Here is a 19,969-nt window from a genome sequence, read left to right on the forward strand (position 1 = left end):
CGGCGGGCATGGCTTCAAGCGGTGCCGACATCCTCACGCGCGATGGCCACCGTCTTGACCACGGCGAAACAATCCACGCCGGGCGCCAGGCCCAGCCCCTCCGCCGACCGCCGCGTGACCCGCGCCAGCACCCGGCCGGCCGCCGTGTCCAGCGAGACAAGCGCCCCCGGCCCCTCGCCCTCGCGGATGGAATCCACCTTGCCCGGCAGGATGTTGAGCGCGGACAGCCCCTCGGGCCTTTGCCGCGCCAGGATGACCTCCTGCGCCGCGATCCGGATCCGCAAGGGCGCGCCCACGGCCTGCGGAACACGCGGCAGATAGAGCGGCAACCCCCCGGCATCCAGTTCCGTCAGACCGTCGTCATGGTGGGCGGCGACCCGCACCTCCAGCACGGCTCCGACGGCCCGAATGCCCGCGGGCGTCACCGCCGGGTCGCTCAGCACCTCTGCGGCGCTGCCTTGCCGCACGACACGGCCATCCTGCAGCACAACGACGGTCGTCGCCAGCCGCGCGACCTCGGCGGCGGAATGGCTGACATAAAGGATCGGGCAGCGCGCCTCGTCCCTGAGCCGTTCGAAATAGGGCAGGATCTCGCGCTTGCGGGCCTCGTCCAGGGCCGCCAGGGGTTCATCGGCCAGGATCAGCCCCGGATCGGCCAAAAGCGCGCGCCCGATCGCCACGCGCTGTTTCTCCCCCCCCGACAGGGCACCGGGGCGGCGGGTCAGCAGAGGTCCAAGGCCCAGCATCTCGACCACCGGGTCCAGCGGCAAGAGAGATCCGGCGAACCAGCGCCCGTACAGCAGGTTTTGCCGGACCGAGAGATGCGGGAACAGGCGGCCTTCCTGAAAGATATAACCCAGGCGGCGCTTGTGCGGTGGCAGCCAGATCCCCTGCGCGGTGTCGCCCAGAATCCTTTTGCCGACCCGCACACGCCCCTCATCGGGCCGCATCAACCCGGCCACCGCGTTGATAACGCTGGTTTTCCCGGAGCCCGAGCGGCCAAAGAGCACGCAAAGACCCGGCGGTGCCTCGAACGCCGCGTCCAGCGTGAAGGCGCCCAGCCGGTGATGCACCGCGACCTCCAGCATCACGCGCCCCCCACCCGTGCCGCCACCCGGCGCGAGATCCATTCCGACAAAAGCAGCGCCAGCATCGCCACGGCGACCGCCACCGCGACCAGCCGCAGGGCAGAGGCCTCTCCGCCCGGCACCTGAAGGAAGGCGTAGATCGCCGAGGGCAGCGTCTGTGTCTGGCCCGGGATATTCGAGACGAAGGTGATCGTGGCGCCGAACTCTCCCATTGCCTTGGCAAAGCCCAGGATAGCCCCCGCCAGAACACCCGGCAGCACCATCGGCAAGGTCACGGTGGCAAAGACCCAGGGACGCGAGGCGCCCAGCGTGGCGGCGGCCTGTTCCAGTTTCGGGTCAACCGCCTCGATCGACAGGCGCATGGCGCGCACCATCAGCGGAAAGCCCATGATCCCGGCGGCCAGCGCCGCGCCCGTCCAGTTGAAGGCAAAGCTGATCCCGATGGATTTCAGGAAGCCACCCACCGGCGCGCGCGGGCTGAAGGTGATCAACAGCAAGTAGCCGGTCACGACAGGCGGCAGGATCAGGGGCAGGTGGACCAGCCCGTTGAGGATCTGCTTGCCCGGAAACCGCCAACGGGCCAGCGCGTAGGCAATGAACAACCCGAAAGGCAGCGCCGCAACGGTGGCCCAGAACGACACGCGGAGGGACAGTCTGACCGCCTCCCACTCTGCCGGGCTGAGCCAATCCATCGCGTCAGTCGCCCAGGACGGCGAATCCCTGCGCGACAAAAAGTGCCGCCGCCTCTGGCGTTTGCAGGAAGGCCAGGAAAGGAGCCGCGACGTCGGCGCGGCCTTCGACGGCGGCAACCGGGTAGCGGATCGGCGGGTGGCTGTCCTCGGGGAAGAGGCCAAGGGCATCGACGGCCGGATCGGCGGCCGCGTCGGTGGCGTAGACCACGCCCAGCGGCGCCTGTCCCAAAGAAACCAGCGCCAGCGCGGCACGCACGTTGTCGGCCTGGGCTACGCGGGGTGCCACACCCTCCCACAGGCCCAGCGTTTCCAGCGCCGCCTTGCCGTAGATGCCCGCCGGAACCGCCTCGACCAGGGCCATCGCCAAGCGGCCTTCACCCAGCATCGCGGGCAGGTCCAGGTCCGGCCCGATCTCGACCGGGTCCGCACCCGCCGGTCCGGCCAGCACCAGCCGGTTGCCCAGCAGTTCGGTGCGTGTTTCCCGGGCAATCAGCCCATCGCGGTCCAGCACATCCATCCAGTCGGTATTGGCCAGAAAGACCACATCCGCAGGTGCCCCCTGCTGGACCTGGCGCGCCAGCGCCGAGGACCCGGCATAGGACAGGACAAGGTCACCGTCATAGACCTTGGCGATCTCGTCCAACGCGGTCTTGAGGCTGGCGGCAGCGAAGACGGTCACTTGCTCTTCCCCGGACACGGGCCGGGCCAGAGCGAGGGCGAAGCACAGGTATGTAAAGAATTTTCTCATGTCAGGGCAGGTTCTGGCACGCGCCGCGACGACTGTCACCACACAATCTCCCTACGGATGGGGCAAAAGGCGCCCTGCTCGCAGGCAGGGCGTCCTGACAGGCGTCACGGCCTAGCTGCGGCTCAGCCCCTTGCGCAGGGCCACCAGGTCAAGATCCTGTGCGATGAAACCCACACCGGCGTCGATCGCCTTCTGGCCGAACTCTGGGTCGGTGGTCAGCGTGCCCGCCGGCTTGCCCGCCGCCGTGATCCGCTTGATCCCGTCGACAACCGCCGCCTGGACCTCGGGGTGCGTCGGTTTGCCCGGATACCCCATCGAGGCCGCAAGATCCGCCGGGCCGATAAAGATGCCGTCGATGCCGGGCACTGCGGCGATTGCCTCGATCTGGGCCATCGCCTCGACCGTTTCGACCTGGACGATCAGGCACAACTCGTCGCGCGCAGTGGCGTGGTAGTCCGCGATCCGGCCAAAGCTGCTGGCCCGCGTCATCCCCGCGACGCCCCGGATACCCGCGGGCGGATAGGCGACTGCAGCCGCAGCTTCGGCGGCCTCTTCGGCGTTCTGTACATAGGGCACGACCAAAGTCTGCGCCCCGATGTCCAACAGCCGTTTCATCTCGGGCGCATTCAACGAGGCAGGCCGTGCCAGGGCCGACACCGGATAGGGCGCCACCGCCTGCAGCATCGGCAGCACGCGGATCGGGTCCATCGGCGAATGCTCGCAGTCGAAGAGCATCCAGTCGTATCCGCAGGTCGCCATCATCTCGGCGGCCAGCGGATCGGTCATGCAACACCAGATGCCGCGCTGCAGGCGGCCCTCCTGCAAGCCTGCCTTGAAGGCGTTTTTCTTCAGTTCCATCGTCGTCCCTCTATCCGTTCGCGCAAACACTAGACGCATCGCCGGGGATCAGGCAAACGACTCCCCGTAACAGGCACGAATTCTCAGGACTCTGCGTCATGCCCACCGCTCTTGTCACCGGTTCCGCCGGCTTCATCGGTTATCATTGCTGCGCGCGGCTTTTGAGTGAAGGCTGGCGCGTGATCGGGCTGGACGCGCTGACCGACTATTACGAGGTGTCGCTGAAACAGAACCGGCACGCGCGCCTGGCCCCTCTGGGCGACTTCGTGCCCGAGATTGGCCGGGTCGAGGATCCGGGGCGCATGGCGGACCTCTTTGCCCGGGAAAAGCCCGAGGTGGTGATCCATCTCGCCGCGCAGGCGGGCGTGCGCTACTCGATCGAGAACCCCCGGTCCTACCTTGAATCGAACATCATCGGCACATTCGAGATCCTCGAAGCGGCCCGCGCGCATCCGCCGCGCCACCTGCTCCTGGCCTCGACCTCTTCGGCCTATGGCGCGAATACCGAAATGCCCTACCGGGAAACCGACCGCGCCGATTACCAGATGTCCTTTTACGCGGCGACGAAGAAAAGCACCGAATCGATGGCGCACAGCTATGCGCATCTCTTTGATGTGCCGACGACGATGTTTCGCTTTTTCACCGTCTACGGGCCCTGGGGCCGGCCGGACATGGCGCTGTTCAAGTTCACCAGGGCCATCCTTCAGGGCCAGCCCATCGACGTCTACAACTTCGGTGACATGCAGCGCGACTTTACCTACGTCGACGACCTCGTAGACGGCATCCGCCTGCTGATAGACGCGGCGCCGGAGCGGCCTGCCGACGGGAACGTGCCCGAGGGCGACAGCCTGTCGCCGGTGGCCCCCTTTCGTGTCGTGAACATCGGCAATTCCGAACCCGTGCAGCTGACCGAGTTCATCGAGGCCATCGAAGAGGCCACGGGCCTGAACGCGACCCGCAACCTGATGCCGATGCAACCCGGCGACGTGCCCGCGACCTGGGCGGATGCCACGTTGTTACAGACCCTGACCGGCTACAGCCCCCGCACCTCGGTGCGCGAGGGCGTGGCGAAGTTCGTCGCCTGGTATCGCGACTACTACCTGCGCAACAGCACCGAGTCCGCCTGACACGGAACACCAAAGGGCGGCGCGTATCCCGGTCAAAAGCCGGAAACATGATGGAAATCGTCATCTTTGACCTTGCACCGGGGCGCTCTTGGCCCACAATAAGGGTCGGGAACCGCCAGGGGCGGAAGACACGGGGGGACGGGCCGCAGAGTGCCGCAACAGGGGATCAGATCGAACAACGGCCTCTCTTGGGGGGTGTCGAGGTTGTTCCGCTTCTGTCCGTGTGGCCTGCGTGATCCGTGGTGCCCTGCCTCCGGCCTCTGAGGCCGCGCCGACCCCGTTCTGTATCCGCGGCAATGGTTCCTTTTTCTGGAATAATCATTGCAATCTTCGCGGTCTTTTCGGAAAAAACGTCAATTTCCTGACCCTGCGGAGACGCGAATGACCACCCAGAGCAGTCTTCTGCCCATCATCGCGCTGCTGCCCTTCCTGGGCGCTCTTGTGCCCGGCATCATGATCCGGGCCGGCCGAACCGCCACCGCCACCTTCACCGCCGTGCCGACCGTGCTTGCGCTGGTCATGCTGGGCACGCTGGCCCCCGGCGTGATGGAGGGCACGGTCTACACCATGTCGATCCCCTGGCTGCCTCAAATGGGGCTCGAGGTTGCCTTTTTCCTCGACGGTCTGGGTCTGATGTTCGCCTGCATGATCCTGGGCGTCGGCCTGCTGATCACGCTATACGCGCGCTACTACCTGTCCGGAGAGGATCCGGTGGGGCAGTTCTATACCTATTTGCTGCTGTTCCAGGGCGCGATGCTGGGCATCGTGATTTCGGACAATATCCTGCTTTTGCTTATCTTCTGGGAGCTGACCTCGCTGTCCTCCTTCCTGTTGATCGGTTACTGGAAACACCTGCCCGAAGGCCGCCAGGGCGCCCGGATGGCACTGACGGTGACCGGCGCCGGGGGTCTGGCGATGATCGGCGGGATGCTGATCCTGGGCAATATCGCGGGCAGCTACAACCTGACCGACATCCTGGCCGCCGGGGACGCGATCAAGGCGTCGGACTGGTACACGCCCGCCGTGATCCTGATCCTGCTGGGGGCCTTCACCAAGTCGGCGCAGTTCCCCTTCCACTTCTGGTTGCCGCACGCGATGGCCGCGCCGACACCGGTCTCGGCCTACCTGCACTCGGCCACGATGGTGAAGGCCGGGGTTTTCCTGATGGCCCGCATGTGGCCCGCGCTGTCGGGCACGGAACTGTGGTTCTACGCCGTGGCGACCACGGGGCTGGTCACGATGGTCATCGCAGCGGTGATCGCGCTGTTCAAGGACGACCTCAAGGGTCTGCTGGCCTTCTCGACCGTGTCGCACCTGGGCCTGCTGACCATGCTGCTGGGCTTTGGCACAGAGGCCGCGGCGATTGCGGCAGTGTTCCACATCCTCAATCACCTGACCTTCAAGGCGGCGCTCTTCATGACCGCCGGCATCATCGACCACGAGGCGCACACCCGCGACATCAAGCGGTTGGGGGGCCTTGCAAAACTGATGCCGATCACCGCCGTCATCGGAACGGTTGCCGCCCTGTCGATGGCCGGTATCCCGCTGTTCAACGGCTTCCTGTCCAAGGAAATGATGCTGGAGGAAGCAAGCCACACCTACTGGTGGGAAAACCCCTGGATCGTGCCCGCGCTGGCCACCTTTGGGGCGCTTTTCTCTGTCGCCTATTCGCTTCGGTTCATCTTTCACGTCTTTGGCGGCCCGGTGCGCGACGACTATCCCCACAAGCCGCATGATCCGCCCGCCGGCATGTGGCTCTCGCCGGCCTTTCTGTGCATCTTTGTGGTGCTGATCGGTATCGCGCCCTTCCTGGCCGAGGACGTGGTGAACATGGCCGCGACCGCTGTCACGGGGCATGAAACCCATGCCCATCTCAAGATCTGGCACGGCATGACACCGGCGCTTTACATGTCGATTGCCGCCGTTGCCGGGGGCGCCGTTCTGCTGCTGCTGCACCGCCCGCTGGATGCCGCCTGGATCAAGGCCGGGCCCTTCTACGCCAAGGCTGTCTTCGACGCGGTGATCGCGGGCTGCGTGCGCCTGTCCCGCGCCATTTCGGACACGTTGCACGACGGATCGATCAGCCGGTACCTGGCGATCTTCACTGCCGCCACGGTGGCGGTCGGTTACGCCGCCTTCCTGCGAGGCGAGATTGCCCCCGCCACGCGCGACCTGCTGCCGATCCCGCCGGTTGTCGCGGTGGGCTGGGTCCTTTTGGTCTGCGCCACGGCGGTCATCGTCATGCAGCACCACATGCGCTACCGCGCGCTGGTGGTGCTGGGGGTCATCGGGCTGATGATCTCGGCCGGGTTCATCTACATCTCGGCCCCCGACCTTGCGCTGACGCAGATCTCGGTCGAGACGGTGACGATCATGCTGCTGCTCCTGGCGCTGCACTTCCTGCCCAAGACCACGCCGCAGGAAAACACCGCCGGACGCCGTGCGCTGGACGGGGTGATCGCCGTGGCCGCCGGTGTCGGCGTCGCCGCGCTGTCCTTTGCCTTCATGACACGGGACTTCAGCTCGATCTCGGACTTCCACTTGGCCAACTCCTACAAGGGCGGTGGCGGCACCAACGTCGTCAACGTGATCCTGGTGGATTTCCGGGGCTACGACACCTACGGCGAGATTATCGTCCTGGGCATCGCGGGCCTGGTGATCTTTGCCCTGATGGAGGCACTGTTGAGTGGCCCGGCGGGCGCAAGACTGCGCAACTCCGGCTACAACTTCGACCGGTCGCATGACCGCCATCCGCTGATGATGGTGATCGCAACCCGCGTGATGATGCCCATCGCGCTGATGGTCGGCGTCTACATCTTCCTGCGTGGTCACAACCAGCCGGGCGGTGGCTTTGTCGCCGGGCTGGTGTTCTCTATCGCGCTGTTGATGCAGTACATGGCGTCCGGTTTCGGATGGACCTCGCGACGGCAACAGTTCGAATATCACGCGATGATCGGCTGGGGCGTCGTGATCGCCGGGCTGACCGGCATGGGCGCCTGGCTCTCGGGGACACCCTTCCTGACCTCGGCCTTCGGCTATGTCCACCTGCCCCCGATCGAGGAGTTCGAGCTGGCCACCGCCGCGCTCTTTGACCTTGGCGTGTTCCTCTGCGTGTTGGGGGCCGTGATGCTGATGCTCTACAGCCTCAGCCGGATGGCGCGCCACGCGGGCGAAACCGTCAATCCCGAACCAATGGACTATGACCCATCTCGCCCGCGCAAGATGGTCGAGAAAGGAAAGGCGTGACATGGAATTGCTTGTCGCAAGCGCCATCGGCGTGCTGACGGCGGGCGGGGTCTACCTGATCCTGCGGCTGCGCGCCTTCCCGGTGATCCTCGGGCTGTCCCTGCTCAGCTACGCGGTCAACATCTTCCTGGTCTCGACCGGGCGGCTGGCCATCAACGCGCCGCCGATCCTGAACAAATACGCCGATGTCCCCTATACCGATCCGCTGCCCCAGGCGCTGGTTCTGACGGCGATCGTGATCTCGTTCGGGATGACGGCGGTGCTGGTGATGTTCGCCCTCGGCGCCTACCTGGAGGCCGGGGATGACAGCATCGACATGAAAGACGCCGAAGAGAAGGACGACGCGGCATGAGTCACTGGATCATCGCCCCCGTCGTTCTGCCTGCCATGATGGCGCCGCTCATCGGCTACGTGATGCGGCACGACATCGTGCTGGCCCGGGTCGCCTCGGCGGCCTCTACCGTGGCCCTCTTCGTCATTGCCCTGGGGTTGGCGTTCTGGGCCGCCGATGGCGGCACCCATGTCTATCGCCTTGGCGACTGGCCCGCGCCCTTTGGCATCGTGCTGGTGCTGGACCGGCTGTCGGCCATGATGGTGCTGCTGACCGCCTCGCTGGCGCTGATCGTGCTCTGGCACAGCATCGCGACGGGGTGGGACGCGAAGGGGCGCCATTTCCACGCGCTCTACCAGTTCCAGCTAATGGGCATCTGCGGCGCCTTCCTGACCGGCGACGCCTTCAACCTGTTCGTCTTCTTCGAGGTTCTGCTGATCGCCTCTTATGGCCTGATGGTGCATTCGGGCGGCAAGGTGCGGATGCAGGCGGGTCTGCAATACGTTGTCATGAACCTCGCCGGATCGACGCTGTTCCTGTTCGCGCTGGGCACGATGTACGCCACGACCGGCACGCTGAACATGGCCGATCTTGCCGTGAAGGTGCCGCAGATCGCGGCAGAGGATTCGGGCATGGTGCGCGTTGCGGCGGTGCTGTTGCTGATCGTCTTCATGATCAAGGCGGCGTTGTTCCCGGTGCAGTTCTGGCTGCCGGGCACCTATTCCAACGCCCCTGCCCCGGTCGCGGCGCTGTTCGCGATCATGACCAAGGTCGGCGCCTACGCGATCATCCGCCTGCACACGCTGGCATTCCATCCCGGGGCGGAGCCGACCAAGGACGTGGTGACGACCTGGCTGTTCCCTGCTGCGATGGTCACCCTGACGCTGGGCGCGCTGGGGGTGCTGGCCGCGCGGCGGCTGATGCCCCTGCTCTCCTTCTCGGTGATCGGGTCGATGGGGACGATGATGCTGGCGGTGGCACCGGTCGATGCCTATGCGACCGAAACCGCGCTTTACTACCTCGTACATTCCACCTTCTCGGCGGCCGCCCTGTTCCTGCTGGCGGACCTGGTGGTCAGCCGTCGCGGCTCGGACGTGCTGGATGCGCGCCCGCCGGTTCTGCAGAACGGGCTGTTTGCCGGGCTCTTCTTTGCCTGTGCAATCGCGATGGCCGGGATGCCGCCGCTGTCGGGCTTCCTGGGCAAGCTGTTGATCCTCGACGCGCTGCGTGAACCGGACCTGATGCCCTGGGCCTGGACCGGTATTCTTGTCGGCTCGCTTGTGACTATCGTCGGCTTTGCCCGCGCGGGCAGCATGATCTTCTGGAAGTCGACCGCGCTGAAAGTGCCCGAGGGCACAGAGGCGATCCAGTCCGACCCGCCGCCTGCCCCCGCACGGGGGACCGAACTGGCACCGGTCATGATGCTGCTGGCGCTGCTGGTGGGGCTGGCCGTCCTGGCTGGTCCAGCCACGGGCTACATGCGCGCCGCCGCAAACCAGCTGTTCGAACCTTCGGGCTATATCGACGCCGTTCTGGCGCCGGTGGAAAAGCCCGAGAAACCCGAGGCCGATCCGCAGCACGACGCCGCCGACCCCCTTGCGGAAGAGGAGCATTAAGCCATGCTGAAACGCATCTTTCCGCACCCTCTGCTGAGCCTGACCCTGTTGCTGGTCTGGTTGATGCTGGTCAACAAGGTCACCACGGGCAATATCCTGCTGGGCGGTTTCCTGGGGATCGTGGTCCCGATCCTGACCTCGCCCTACTGGCCCGGTCGGCCGCGGCTGAAACGGCCCGTCATGACGGTGCCCTATGTCCTGCTGGTGATCTGGGACATCATCGTCGCCAATATCCAGGTGGCCCTGATCATCCTGTTCAAGCCGCGCGCGAAGATCCATTCGCAATGGGTCGTCGTCCCGCTGGACCTGACCTCGCCCGAGGCGATCACCGTTCTGGCCGGCACCATCACCATGACCCCCGGCACCGTGTCCGCGCTGCTGTCCTCGGACGGGACGTCGCTGTTGGTGCATTGCCTGCACACCGACGATCCCGACGGCGTCCGGGATGAGATCAAGACGCGCTACGAAGCCCGGCTGAAGGAGATTTTCGGATGATCACCTACGCTTTGTATTTCGCGATCGGCTGTTTCGGCCTCGGGCTCTTGTTCAACCTCTGGCGCATCGTTACCGGACCGGGACAGGCCGACCGGGTTCTTGCCCTGGACACGATGGTCATCAACATCATCGCACTGCTGGTCCTCTACGGAATCCTGCAGGGCACAGCCATCTATTTCGAAGCCTCGATGCTGGTCGCGATGGTCGGTTTCGTGTCCACCGTCGCCTATTGCCGCTTTCTCTTGCGCGGCGACATCATCGAGTAGGGAGGAAGCCCATGTTTGCAGAAGTCCTTGTTTCGGCCTTCCTCATTATCGCGGGGATCTTTGGCCTTGTCGGGTCGCTGGGCCTGTTGAAACTGAACGACACGATGCAGCGGCTGCACGCGCCCACCAAGGCCACGACGCTGGGCGTGGGGGGCGTTCTCATCGCCTCGATGCTGTATTTCCTGCTGGTCAAGGACGACCTGTCCTTTCACGAGTTGCTGATCACCCTTTTCCTGTTCCTGACCGCACCGGTCACGGCCCTGTTCATCGCGCAGACGCATATCCTGATGGGGCTGCGGCGCAGCGACCTGCCCCCGACCGGAGGCGAGCATGACTGGTCGATCTACGACGATCCGCCGGAACAGGATCCACAGGACGCGGATCGGCCTCAGTCCTGACCGCATCGCGCAAAGAAAAACGCCCGCCGGATCGCTCCGTCGGGCGTTTTCATTTTACATGTCAGTGCCTTAGCCGATGATCGCGTTCAGCGTAGCCGAGGGGCGCATCACGGATGCGGTTTTGGCCGGATCACCGTGGTAGTAGCCGCCCAGGTCCGCCGCGCTGCCCTGCGCCGCCGCCAGTTCACCGGTGATCGCTGCTTCGCCATCGGCCAAGGCCTTGGCGATGGGTGCGAAATGCGCGGCCAGCTCGGCATCGTCATCTTGTGCCGCAAGCGCCTCGGCCCAGTAGCGCGCGAACCAGTAGTGGCTGTCGCGGTTGTCGGGCTCACCCACCTTGCGCGACGGGCTGCGGTCGTTGTCCAGGATCCCCTGCGTCGCGGTTTCCACCGCATCGCCCAGCACGCGCGCCTTGGCATTGTCACGCGCATCGGCCAGGAACTTGAAGCTTTCACCCAGCGCGCAGAACTCGCCCAGCGAGTCCCAACGCAGGTGGTTTTCCGCCTGCAGCTGCTGGACGTGCTTCGGGGCAGAACCGCCGGCACCCGTCTCGAACAGGCCGCCGCCGTTCATCAGCTTGACGATGGACAGCATCTTGGCCGAGGTCGCCAGTTCGAGGATCGGGAAGAGGTCGGTCAGGTAGTCGCGCAGCACGTTGCCGGTGATGGCGATGGTGTTCTCGCCCTTGGTGATGGTTTCAAGGCTGGCCCGGGTTGCCTCACGCGGGGCCATGATCTCGAACTTGTCGGCCACGCCCTTCGCTTCGAGGATCGGCTTGACGTAGGCGATCAGCTCGGCGTCATGCGCGCGGGTTGCGTCCAGCCAGAAGATCGCGCGATAGCCCGTCGCCTTCTGCCGTTCGATGGCCAGGTTCACCCAGTCCTCGATCGGCGCCTTGCGGGCCGAGGCCGACCGCCAGATGTCACCCGCCTTGACGGCGTGCGAATGCAGCACGGTGCCGTCGTCGAGGACCATCTTGACGGTGCCGTCTTCCGGAATCTCGAAGGTGGTCGGGTGGCTGCCGTATTCTTCGGCCTTCTGCGCCATCAGACCCAAGTTCTGCACCGTGCCGGCGGTGGCCGGGTTCAGCTTGCCGTTGGCTTTGAAGAACTCGATCGCCTCGTCATAGACCGGTGCATAGCAGTTGTCGGGGATCACGCAGGTGGTGTCGTGTTCCTTGCCATCCGGGCCCCAGCCCTTGCCGCCGGCGCGGATCAGCGCGGGCATGGACGCGTCGATGATGACGTCGGACGGAACATGCAGGTTGGTGATGCCCTTGTCGCTGTCGACCATGTACATCGGGGGACGCTCGGCGCGCACGGCCTCGATGGCCGCCATGATCTCGGCATTGTCCTTCACACGGTTCAGCAGGTCGCCCATGCCGGCGTTCGGGTTCACGCCCAGCGCCTTCATCTCGTCACCGTATTTTTCGAACACCGGTGCCAACCATGCCTTGACCGCGTGGCCAAAGATGATCGGGTCAGAGACCTTCATCATCGTGGCCTTCATGTGCAGCGAAAACAGCGTGCCGTCGGCCTTCACCTTCTCGATCTCCTGCGCCAGGAAATCATCCAGTACGGCGGCCGACATGAAGGTCGCGTCGACGACGGTGCCCTCGGGGTAGGACACGCCCTCTTTCAGAACGGTCTCACCTGCGGCGGTCTCGAGGACGATCTTCGCGGTCGCGGCCTTGGGCAGCGTGGCGGACACCTCGTTGGCAAAGAAGTCATCGCCGGGCATCGAGGCGACGCGCGTCTTGCTGTCGGCGGTCCAGTCCCCCATCCGGTGCGGGTTGTTCTGCGCAAATTTCTTGACGGCCGCGGCGGCGCGGCGGTCCGAGTTGCCTTCGCGCAGCACCGGGTTCACGGCGGAGCCCTTGATGGTGTCATACTTTGCGCGAACGGCCTTTTCCTCGTCGGTGGACGGGGAATAGGGGTAGTCGGGCAGCGCGTAACCCTGCGACTGCAGTTCCTTGACCGCGGCGACAAGTTGCGGTTCCGAGGCCGAGATGTTCGGCAGCTTGATGACGTTCGCCTCGGGCTTTTTCACCAGTTCGCCCAATGCGGCCAGGTCGTCGGACTGGCGCTGGTCTTCTGTCAGAACCTCGGGGAAGGTGGCGATGATCCGGCCGGCCAGGCTGATGTCCTTGGTGCCCACGGAAACGCCAGCGGCGGCGGCGAATTTCTGGATGATCGGAAGCAGAGAGGCCGAGGCCAGCTCGGGTGCTTCGTCGACCTTGGTGTAGATGATGTCGGGAGTGGAATCAGACATGTGTCCGGCCTTTCTCAGCAGAGGTGACGGTTGGCCCCTCCATAGGCGAAGCAGAGGGGCGCGTCTACAGTATGCAGCCGTATACAGTGCCGCATTGCCGGGAAAGGCCCTGCCTGCGGCCATGTGTCAGACCTTGGGTCAGCGTGATTGGTCCAACAGGCTTGGACTTTATCGGATTTGGGCCATATCATATCTATAAATTAAGATATGTATGAGATCGACATGTCCCGACGCACAACCATCGCCGGCCTGACCATCCTGTTTTCCTCCCTCGCCTTTGGCCTTTGGGCCCGCAGCAGCGGTGACAGCAAGGCGGTGTCCGAAGCCCGCCCTGTGGCGGATCTTGCCCCACGCGACGGGCGGCTCGTGGTGGATATACGGGAACCTGACGAGTGGAAGGACACCGGGGTTTTGCCGGGCGCACGCCTGCATTCCTGGCGGTCTGCGGAAGAGTTCGTATCGGCCTTGGGCAAGGATCTGGAAAAGGCGGATGAAATCCTGATCGTCTGCCGGTCCGGCAACAGGTCCAGCCGCGCCGCAAGGGCCTTGGCCGATCATATCGACCGAGAGGTCATCGACGTGGCCGGGGGGATGATCCGCCTGGCCCGCGAAGGCCAGGCGCAGGTGGTGGCGCCCACCCGAAAGATGGGCTGCCCCGTCTGCTGATATGGCTCAGGCCGTCTCGGACGAGACGTGCCAGGCCGAAAAGCTCTGCCGCAAACGGCCGATCAACGTGTAGAGCAGCAGGCCGACCATCGCCAGGATGACAATGACGGCAAAAAGCTCGGGGACCGCGAGGTTCTGCAGGTGCGCCACGGCCAGGTAGCCCAAGCCTTCGTTCCCGCCGATGAACTCACCCACGATGGCGCCAATCATCGCCAGCACCACGGCGACCTCTGTCCCGGTCAGGATCACCGGCAGGGCAGAGGGCACGTCGAGCAGGTAGAACCGTTGCACCGGGTTTGCCTGCAGGATGGTGAAGACGTCCTTGTCCCCCGGTTCGACCGACTTGAACGCCTGCAGCGCGTTGGAAAAGACCGGGAAAAAGGCCAGGGCCGCCGCGATGACGATCTTGGATTCCAGCCCAAATCCGAACCACAGGATGAACAGCGGCGCCAGCGCGATCTTGGGGATCAGCTGCAGCAGCACGATAAAGGGCTTGGCCGCCCATTCCACCGGAGGAACCCGCGCCATGATGAACCCCAGGCTGATGCCAAGGCCCACGGCGATCAGGAAGCCGGAAACCGCCTCTGTCACGGTCACAAGCGCATGGTCCCAAAGTTCGCGCGTCTGCACCATTTCTATCAGTGCCACGAGGATGGCCTCAGGCGGTGGCAGAACGAAAGCAGACACTTCCGCTGTGCGAACGTAAAAGGACCAGCCAACCAGAAAGAGGCAGACGGAAATCGCGGGCAGTGCGATCTTGAGCGTGCGTTCCGACATCATTCGCCCTCACTCAGCTTTTGGCGCAATTCGCCGACCATGTTCTGGAATGCCATCGACTGTTGGAGTTCCAAGCCGCGCGGGCGGTCGAACGGCATCTCGATCATCGCCGTGATCCGTGCCGGACGCGGCGCCAGGACAACCACGCGATCCGACAGGAAGGCGGCTTCAGAGATCGAGTGCGTGACGAGGATCGTCGTCACGTTGGCCCGGGCGCAGACATCCATCAACTCGATGTTGAGCGCGTCGCGCGTCATGGCATCGAGCGCGCCAAAGGGTTCGTCCAGCAGCAAGAGTTGCGGTTCCGTCACCAGCGCACGCGCCAGAGAGGCCCGCTGACGCATCCCGCCGGACAGCGCATTGGGCCGGTGATGGAGAAACTCCTTCAGGCCGACGGTCTCGCAGATCGCGGTTGCGCGTACGAGGCGCTCCTTGCGGCCGACGCCCGCGATCCGCAATGGCAGGGCGACATTCTCGACCACGGTGAACCAGGGGAACAGCCGTGCCTCCTGGAACATCATCGACACGGGCCGCGTTGCTGCGGCAGACCGGCGAGTGCCGTTCCAGACCGCGTTTCCGCGGATTTCAACGGTACCTTCGGTCGGCGATTCCAGTCCCGCGACGATGCGCAAGAGCGTGGTCTTGCCGCAACCGGACGGCCCGAGGAGCGAGACGAATTCGCCCCGTTCCATAGTCAGGTCGGCATCCTTGATGGCGGTGACGGCACTGGGGCCGTCACCGAACACCTTGGTCAGACCGGAAACATTGATTTCCATCCTGTCCTGTCTCGCGTCAAAGGGCATCACCCGATAGCCTTGTCGAGCGCCGCGTTCGTGTAAAGCGACTTGGGATCGGGGTTGCCTTCGATCATTCCGGCAGAGCCGAGAAGGTTGACGGCGTTTTCCCAGACCTCGGGGATGTTGCGCAGGAGGTTTTCCTCACCCTTGGCGACCCAGTTCTGGGCGTTTGTGGCCAGGTCGAGCTTGGCGACCTCGACATCGTCCAGCCCCCGGACGCTATGCGCGTCGCCGATGGCCTTGAGGATCGGTTCAAGATCGTCGGACTGCGCGATTTCCAGTGCGGCGCGATGGGTCCCTTTCAGGAATGCTGCGTATTTGTCCACGTTCGCCTCGACGTCGTCGGGGCGGCCGACGTAGACCTGCCCGGGCATACCGTCATCCATCGGGATTGCCACGACGTTGTCGCGCGCCGCCTTGGCCTTGATCATCGACGAAGTGTTGCCGATGAAGGCACCGGCACGGCCCGCCTCGATCAGAGCGAAAGATGCCGCGGTGTCCGCAACCTTCACCTTTTCGACGGTATCCGGCGAGGCGCCGCCGCTGAGCATGAGCAGATCCAGCGTGCCTTCCATCGAACCGCCCAGCGAGGCCATACCCACCGTACGGCCCGGAAGATCGGTCACGGCATTGACGGGGTTTTCCGACGACGAGATCAGGAAGAAGGGCGAAAGCTGGGCGATGGTCGCGATCGAGATCAGAGGCGCGCCGTTGTTGACCCGCGACAGGATGTAGTTGGTGCCGCCGGTCCGGCCGGAATCCATCTGGTCCGCCAGCACCATCTGGGCGGCCATGGCCGCGCCTTTGCCCGCCTGGATCTGCATGTCCAGTCCTTCGTCGGCATAATACCCGGCCGCGTCACCGTAGAGGACCGAGGCAAAGGACAGGGAAAAGCTGAAGGGCGTGATAAACCGGAACGTCCGGTCCTGAGCCGCCGCCGGTCCTCCGGCCGACAGATAGGCCATGCCGGCTGCGGATGCCCCCAGGAATGTGCGGCGGTTGAACTGTGAACGGGTCATTTCGTGGCTCTCCTGTGCGGATCGGTGTTGTGATCCCGGCCACGTTAAAGATGCACGGTTGCCCCACAATTAGCTGTTTTATAGGCAAAACCGGTTGCTACAAGGCTTTACAAAGCCAATAATCATAGGGTTCGCCGTCTCGTGGGTGGTCCAGTTTGAACAAAATGTTCATTTTTGGTCGTTTATGGGTTTGAGCATCGCTCCGGACCAGGGTGATTCCCCGGTCCGGAGGCAAGGAAACCTCAGAAATCGAGGTTCTCGACCGTCAGAGCATTTTGCTGAATGAACTCTCGGCGCGGCTCCACGACATCACCCATCAGCTTGGTGAACAGGTCATCCGCTTCGGCCATGTCGTCGATCGTGACCTGCAACAGCGTCCGTGCATCCGGATCCAGCGTGGTTTCCCACAACTGATCAGGGTTCATTTCCCCCAGACCCTTGTAACGCTGCAGGGTCAGGCCCTTTTCGCCCTCGTCAAGGATGGCCTTGAGCAGGTCGAGCGGTCCGTGGATCAACTGGCGGCGATCCTTGCGTTCCAGCGTGGACGGTGTGCCATAGATGTGCTGCAGGCTCTCGGTAAAGCTGCCGGTCTTGCGCGCCTCGCCCGAGCGCAGCATCGGGCCGTCCAGCGTGCGAACCTCCTCGACACCGCGCAGGATACGCGCCAGGCGAATGCCCTTGTCCTGGGTAATCCGACCGTTCCAGCCACGTTCGTATTCCAGCGCGATCAGGTCCAGCCGGGCAGCGACCTTGTCGGCCACGCCTTGCAGGTCGGCATCCACGGCGCCCGGGACAAAGGCGCCTGCGATGGCGGCCTGTTCCAGGATATGGCGCGGGTAATGGGTGGGAAAGGCATCCAGAACGCGCTTCAGCTGGCGTGCTTCCTCGACCACGCGGACAAGGTCCTGGCCCACGATCACCTCGCCCGAACTGAGGTTCAGCTGGGCATTCTCGATCCCCTGCTGGATCAGGTAGTCGTCCAGCGCGGTCTGGTCCTTGAGATAGACCTCGGACTTGCCGCGCGCGACCTTATACAGAGGCGGCTGCGCGATGTAGAGGTATCCGCCCTCGATCAGCTCCGGCATCTGCCGATAGAAGAAGGTCAGCAACAGCGTCCGGATATGCGCGCCATCGACGTCGGCGTCGGTCATGATGATGATCTTGTGGTAGCGCAGCTTCGAGACGTCGAACTCATCCCGCCCGATCCCGGTGCCCAAGGCCATCACGAGGTTGCCGATCTCCTGGCTGCCCAGCATCCGGTCGAAGCGCGCGCGTTCCACGTTCAGGATCTTGCCGCGCAGGGGCAGGATGGCCTGGTTGCGCCGGTCGCGCCCGGTCTGTGCCGATCCACCGGCTGAATCCCCCTCGACCAGGAACAGTTCGGTCTTGGAGGCATCCTTTTCGGAACAGTCCTTCAGCTTGGCCGCGTTGAAGCTGACGTCCATCGCGGTCTTGCGCCGGGTCAACTCTCGGGCCTTGCGCGCCGCCTCTCGGGCCAGCGCGGCCTCGATGATCTTGCCGACGATCTGCTTGGCCTGCTGCGGGTTCTCTTCGAACCATTCGGCCAGTTTCTCGTTCATCAGCCCCTCGACCGCCGGGCGCACTTCGGAGCTGACCAGCTTGTCCTTGGTTTGCGAGCTGAACTTGGGATCCGGCACCTTGACCGACAGCACCGCGGTCAGCCCTTCGCGGGCGTCGTCGCCGGTGAAATTCACCTTCTCGCGCTTCGCGATGCCCGACTCCTGGGCGTATTTCTGGATTGTGCGGGTCAGCGCGCCACGGAACCCGGCCAGGTGCGTGCCGCCGTCCCGTTGCGGGATGTTGTTGGTGAAGGGCAGCACCGTCTCGTGGTAGCTGTCGTTCCACCACATAGCGACCTCGACCCCGATGCCGTCCTTTTCACCTTCCATGTAGACCGGCTCTGTCATCACGGCCTGCTTGGACCGGTCGAGATACTTGACGAACTCGCGCACGCCACCCTCGTAGTGCAGCTCGGTCTTGATCGGTTCGGCGGGGCGCTCATCTTCCAGGATGATACGCACGCCGGAGTTCAGGAAAGCCAGTTCGCGCAGGCGCTTTTCCAGGGTCTCGAAACTGTAATCGAGGTTGGAAAACGTGTCGGTAGAGGCCAGGAAGCGGACCTCTGTCCCGGTCTCGCCCTCGGCATCGCCGACAACGCGCAGGTGCTCGGTGGTCTCGCCGTGCTCGAACTTGGCAAAGTGCTCCTTGCCGTTGCGCCAGATGCGCAGCTCCAGCCAGACGGACAACGCGTTGACGACCGAAACGCCGACGCCGTGCAGACCGCCCGACACCTTGTAGGAGTTCTGGTCGAACTTCCCGCCGGCGTGCAGCTGGGTCATGATGACCTCGGCCGCCGAAACCCCCTCTTCCGAGTGGATGTCGACGGGAATCCCGCGCCCGTTGTCCCGCACCGACACGCTGCTGTCGGCATGGATTTTCACATGGACATAGTCGGCATGTTTGGCCAGCGCCTCGTCGATGCCGTTGTCCACCACCTCGTAGACCATGTGGTGCAGGCCCGAGCCGTCATCGGTGTCACCGATATACATGCCCGGGCGTTTGCGCACCGCCTCCAAGCCTTTGAGAACCTTAATGGAATCGGCGCCGTACTCACTCGGCGCCGCGGGCTGGTCGGACATCGCCTGATCCTTTGTTATTTTGGCCCAAGTTATAGAGGTTTAGCGGGGGATTGTCACGCGACGGACACAATATTTGGTAATCCCCTAAAGGGGGAATCGTGACAGCGTCAGATCCCGGTGCAGCGCGTCCGCCGTCGAGCGCAGCGGGCGTTTTTCCGCGCTACTCGCAGAGGCCAGCCATTGCTCAGCCATGCCGGTTTCCGCGGCGATCAGATCGGTCAGGTGCGGGTCCGGATCGTGGGAGGTGGCGCTTTCGGGCGCGGCCATCTTCTCGACGATCAGATCATCTATTGCGGCCTCGGCCTCGCGGTCCAGATCACAGCCCGCACGGAGGCGCGCCATGTCCATCGGCGGCATGGGTTTCCCGGTCAGCCGCATCCAGCGCAGGGCCAGGGCCGGGCGCAGGATGTAGAAGAATCGCTTGAGCCGCGGCCGTCCGTCCGGGCCGATCAAGCGCGCCTCCTGCCGCCGCAAGAGCGACAGATAGTGCCAACTGACCGATTTCCGGTCCAGTACCTGGGCCGCGAAATCCGACAGGCGCTGCACGGCCTCATCATCCGCCCCGTAGACCACCGGGGATTGCAGCCATTCGGCAATGACCGCGTTGGACCCCAGCGCCAGCGTCAGTGCCTTGGACAGCTCCCAACCCGAGATGTCCAGCTCATCGTCGATGGGCCTTTCGATCACGTCGCGTTTCTTGCCCAGTTTCAGGTGCCAGTCGATCGGGCGCGCATAGATGAACCGTACGTCGTAATCGCTGTCGGGCGAATGAAAGCCCCAGGCGCGCGACCCGCTTTCCACCGCAAGCAGGATGTGCACCGCCTCTTCGCGGGCGATCTCGTCCAGCTTGGCCCGGATCAGGGCCTTCATCTTGGCATCGACCGGGTCGATCATGGGGGTCTCCGACAGGGGTA

18 protein-coding genes are annotated in these 19,969 nt (G+C 64.3%); 8 read left to right on the forward strand and 10 right to left on the reverse strand.

The genetic code is table 11. The features are described from left to right. Positions 1–14 precede the first annotated feature (14 nt). From modC to G9Q80_RS27060, 4 genes are all read right to left on the reverse strand, one after another. On the reverse strand, positions 15–1,088 hold the full coding sequence (gene modC, locus G9Q80_RS27045; protein WP_088715998.1) for a molybdenum ABC transporter ATP-binding protein: 1,074 nt from the start codon (positions 1,086–1,088) through the stop codon (positions 15–17). Beyond that, positions 1,088–1,780, reverse strand: coding sequence for a molybdate ABC transporter permease subunit (modB, locus tag G9Q80_RS27050; RefSeq protein ID WP_043143002.1), 693 nt, complete (start codon positions 1,778–1,780; stop codon positions 1,088–1,090). Before modB ends, modC begins: the two co-directional genes overlap by 1 nt. Before the next feature lie 4 nt (positions 1,781–1,784). After that, entirely contained in the window at positions 1,785–2,528 is a 744-nt protein-coding gene (modA, locus tag G9Q80_RS27055) for a molybdate ABC transporter substrate-binding protein (protein ID WP_088715924.1), read from the reverse strand. 111 nt (positions 2,529–2,639) lie between these two features. Further along, positions 2,640–3,386, reverse strand: a complete 747-nt coding sequence (locus tag G9Q80_RS27060; RefSeq protein WP_069211207.1) for an HpcH/HpaI aldolase family protein — start codon at positions 3,384–3,386, stop codon at positions 2,640–2,642. 98 nt (positions 3,387–3,484) lie between these two features. Here G9Q80_RS27060 and G9Q80_RS27065 point away from each other — a divergent pair, with 98 nt between their 5' ends. The 7 genes from G9Q80_RS27065 to G9Q80_RS27095 all read left to right on the forward strand — a co-directional run bounded on the left by G9Q80_RS27065 (position 3,485) and on the right by G9Q80_RS27095 (position 10,865). Beyond that, on the forward strand, positions 3,485–4,513 hold the full coding sequence (locus G9Q80_RS27065) for an NAD-dependent epimerase/dehydratase family protein (RefSeq protein WP_088715925.1): 1,029 nt from the start codon (positions 3,485–3,487) through the stop codon (positions 4,511–4,513). Positions 4,514–4,894: 381 nt separating this feature from the next. Further along, the gene (locus tag G9Q80_RS27070) at positions 4,895–7,759 is read left to right on the forward strand and encodes a monovalent cation/H+ antiporter subunit A (protein WP_088715926.1); all 2,865 of its coding nucleotides are present in this window, start codon (positions 4,895–4,897) and stop codon (positions 7,757–7,759) included. Between the two features lies 1 nt (position 7,760). Then, the gene (locus tag G9Q80_RS27075; RefSeq protein WP_043142992.1) at positions 7,761–8,111 is read left to right on the forward strand and encodes a Na+/H+ antiporter subunit C; all 351 of its coding nucleotides are present in this window, start codon (positions 7,761–7,763) and stop codon (positions 8,109–8,111) included. Continuing rightward, a complete protein-coding gene (locus G9Q80_RS27080; protein ID WP_088715927.1) occupies positions 8,108–9,706 on the forward strand; it encodes a monovalent cation/H+ antiporter subunit D in 1,599 nt (532 codons plus the stop codon). The genes G9Q80_RS27075 and G9Q80_RS27080 overlap by 4 nt, the downstream gene beginning before the upstream one ends. 3 nt (positions 9,707–9,709) lie before the next feature. After that, the gene (locus G9Q80_RS27085; RefSeq protein WP_088715928.1) at positions 9,710–10,201 is read left to right on the forward strand and encodes a Na+/H+ antiporter subunit E; all 492 of its coding nucleotides are present in this window, start codon (positions 9,710–9,712) and stop codon (positions 10,199–10,201) included. Beyond that, positions 10,198–10,467 (forward strand): K+/H+ antiporter subunit F, encoded by a 270-nt coding sequence (locus G9Q80_RS27090; RefSeq protein WP_043142987.1) that lies wholly within the window; start codon positions 10,198–10,200, stop codon positions 10,465–10,467. The genes G9Q80_RS27085 and G9Q80_RS27090 overlap by 4 nt, the downstream gene beginning before the upstream one ends. Before the next feature lie 11 nt (positions 10,468–10,478). Beyond that, positions 10,479–10,865: a Na+/H+ antiporter subunit G gene (locus G9Q80_RS27095; RefSeq protein ID WP_088715929.1), complete on the forward strand. Its 387-nt coding sequence runs from the start codon at positions 10,479–10,481 to the stop codon at positions 10,863–10,865. 69 nt (positions 10,866–10,934) lie between these two features. On the opposite strand, the gene G9Q80_RS27100 is transcribed toward G9Q80_RS27095, so the two are convergent. Continuing rightward, complete coding sequence (locus tag G9Q80_RS27100) at positions 10,935–13,136, reverse strand: NADP-dependent isocitrate dehydrogenase (protein ID WP_088715930.1); 2,202 nt, start codon at positions 13,134–13,136, stop codon at positions 10,935–10,937. Between the two features lie 222 nt (positions 13,137–13,358). Here G9Q80_RS27100 and G9Q80_RS27105 point away from each other — a divergent pair, with 222 nt between their 5' ends. Next, a complete protein-coding gene (locus G9Q80_RS27105; protein ID WP_157903858.1) occupies positions 13,359–13,802 on the forward strand; it encodes a rhodanese-like domain-containing protein in 444 nt (147 codons plus the stop codon). Positions 13,803–13,808: 6 nt separating this feature from the next. Here G9Q80_RS27105 and G9Q80_RS27110 read toward each other — a convergent pair whose 3' ends face one another. The 5 genes from G9Q80_RS27110 to G9Q80_RS27130 form a co-directional block, all read right to left on the reverse strand. Next, the gene (locus G9Q80_RS27110) at positions 13,809–14,582 is read right to left on the reverse strand and encodes an ABC transporter permease (protein WP_043142976.1); all 774 of its coding nucleotides are present in this window, start codon (positions 14,580–14,582) and stop codon (positions 13,809–13,811) included. Then, positions 14,579–15,355, reverse strand: coding sequence for an ABC transporter ATP-binding protein (locus G9Q80_RS27115; protein WP_232788248.1), 777 nt, complete (start codon positions 15,353–15,355; stop codon positions 14,579–14,581). The genes G9Q80_RS27110 and G9Q80_RS27115 overlap by 4 nt, the downstream gene beginning before the upstream one ends. A 26-nt stretch (positions 15,356–15,381) precedes the next feature. Further along, positions 15,382–16,395, reverse strand: a complete 1,014-nt coding sequence (locus G9Q80_RS27120) for an ABC transporter substrate-binding protein (RefSeq protein WP_198544026.1) — start codon at positions 16,393–16,395, stop codon at positions 15,382–15,384. A 242-nt stretch (positions 16,396–16,637) separates the two neighbouring features. Further along, positions 16,638–19,055, reverse strand: coding sequence for a DNA topoisomerase (ATP-hydrolyzing) subunit B (gyrB, locus tag G9Q80_RS27125; protein ID WP_043142970.1), 2,418 nt, complete (start codon positions 19,053–19,055; stop codon positions 16,638–16,640). Between the two features lie 84 nt (positions 19,056–19,139). Continuing rightward, entirely contained in the window at positions 19,140–19,949 is an 810-nt protein-coding gene (locus G9Q80_RS27130; protein WP_088715933.1) for a nucleotidyltransferase domain-containing protein, read from the reverse strand. Between the last annotated feature and the right edge of the window lie 20 nt (positions 19,950–19,969).

Origin of the sequence: Mameliella sp. LZ-28, assembly GCF_012274245.1 — a bacterium.
Taxonomy (GTDB): Bacteria; Pseudomonadota; Alphaproteobacteria; order Rhodobacterales; family Rhodobacteraceae; genus Antarctobacter; species Antarctobacter albus.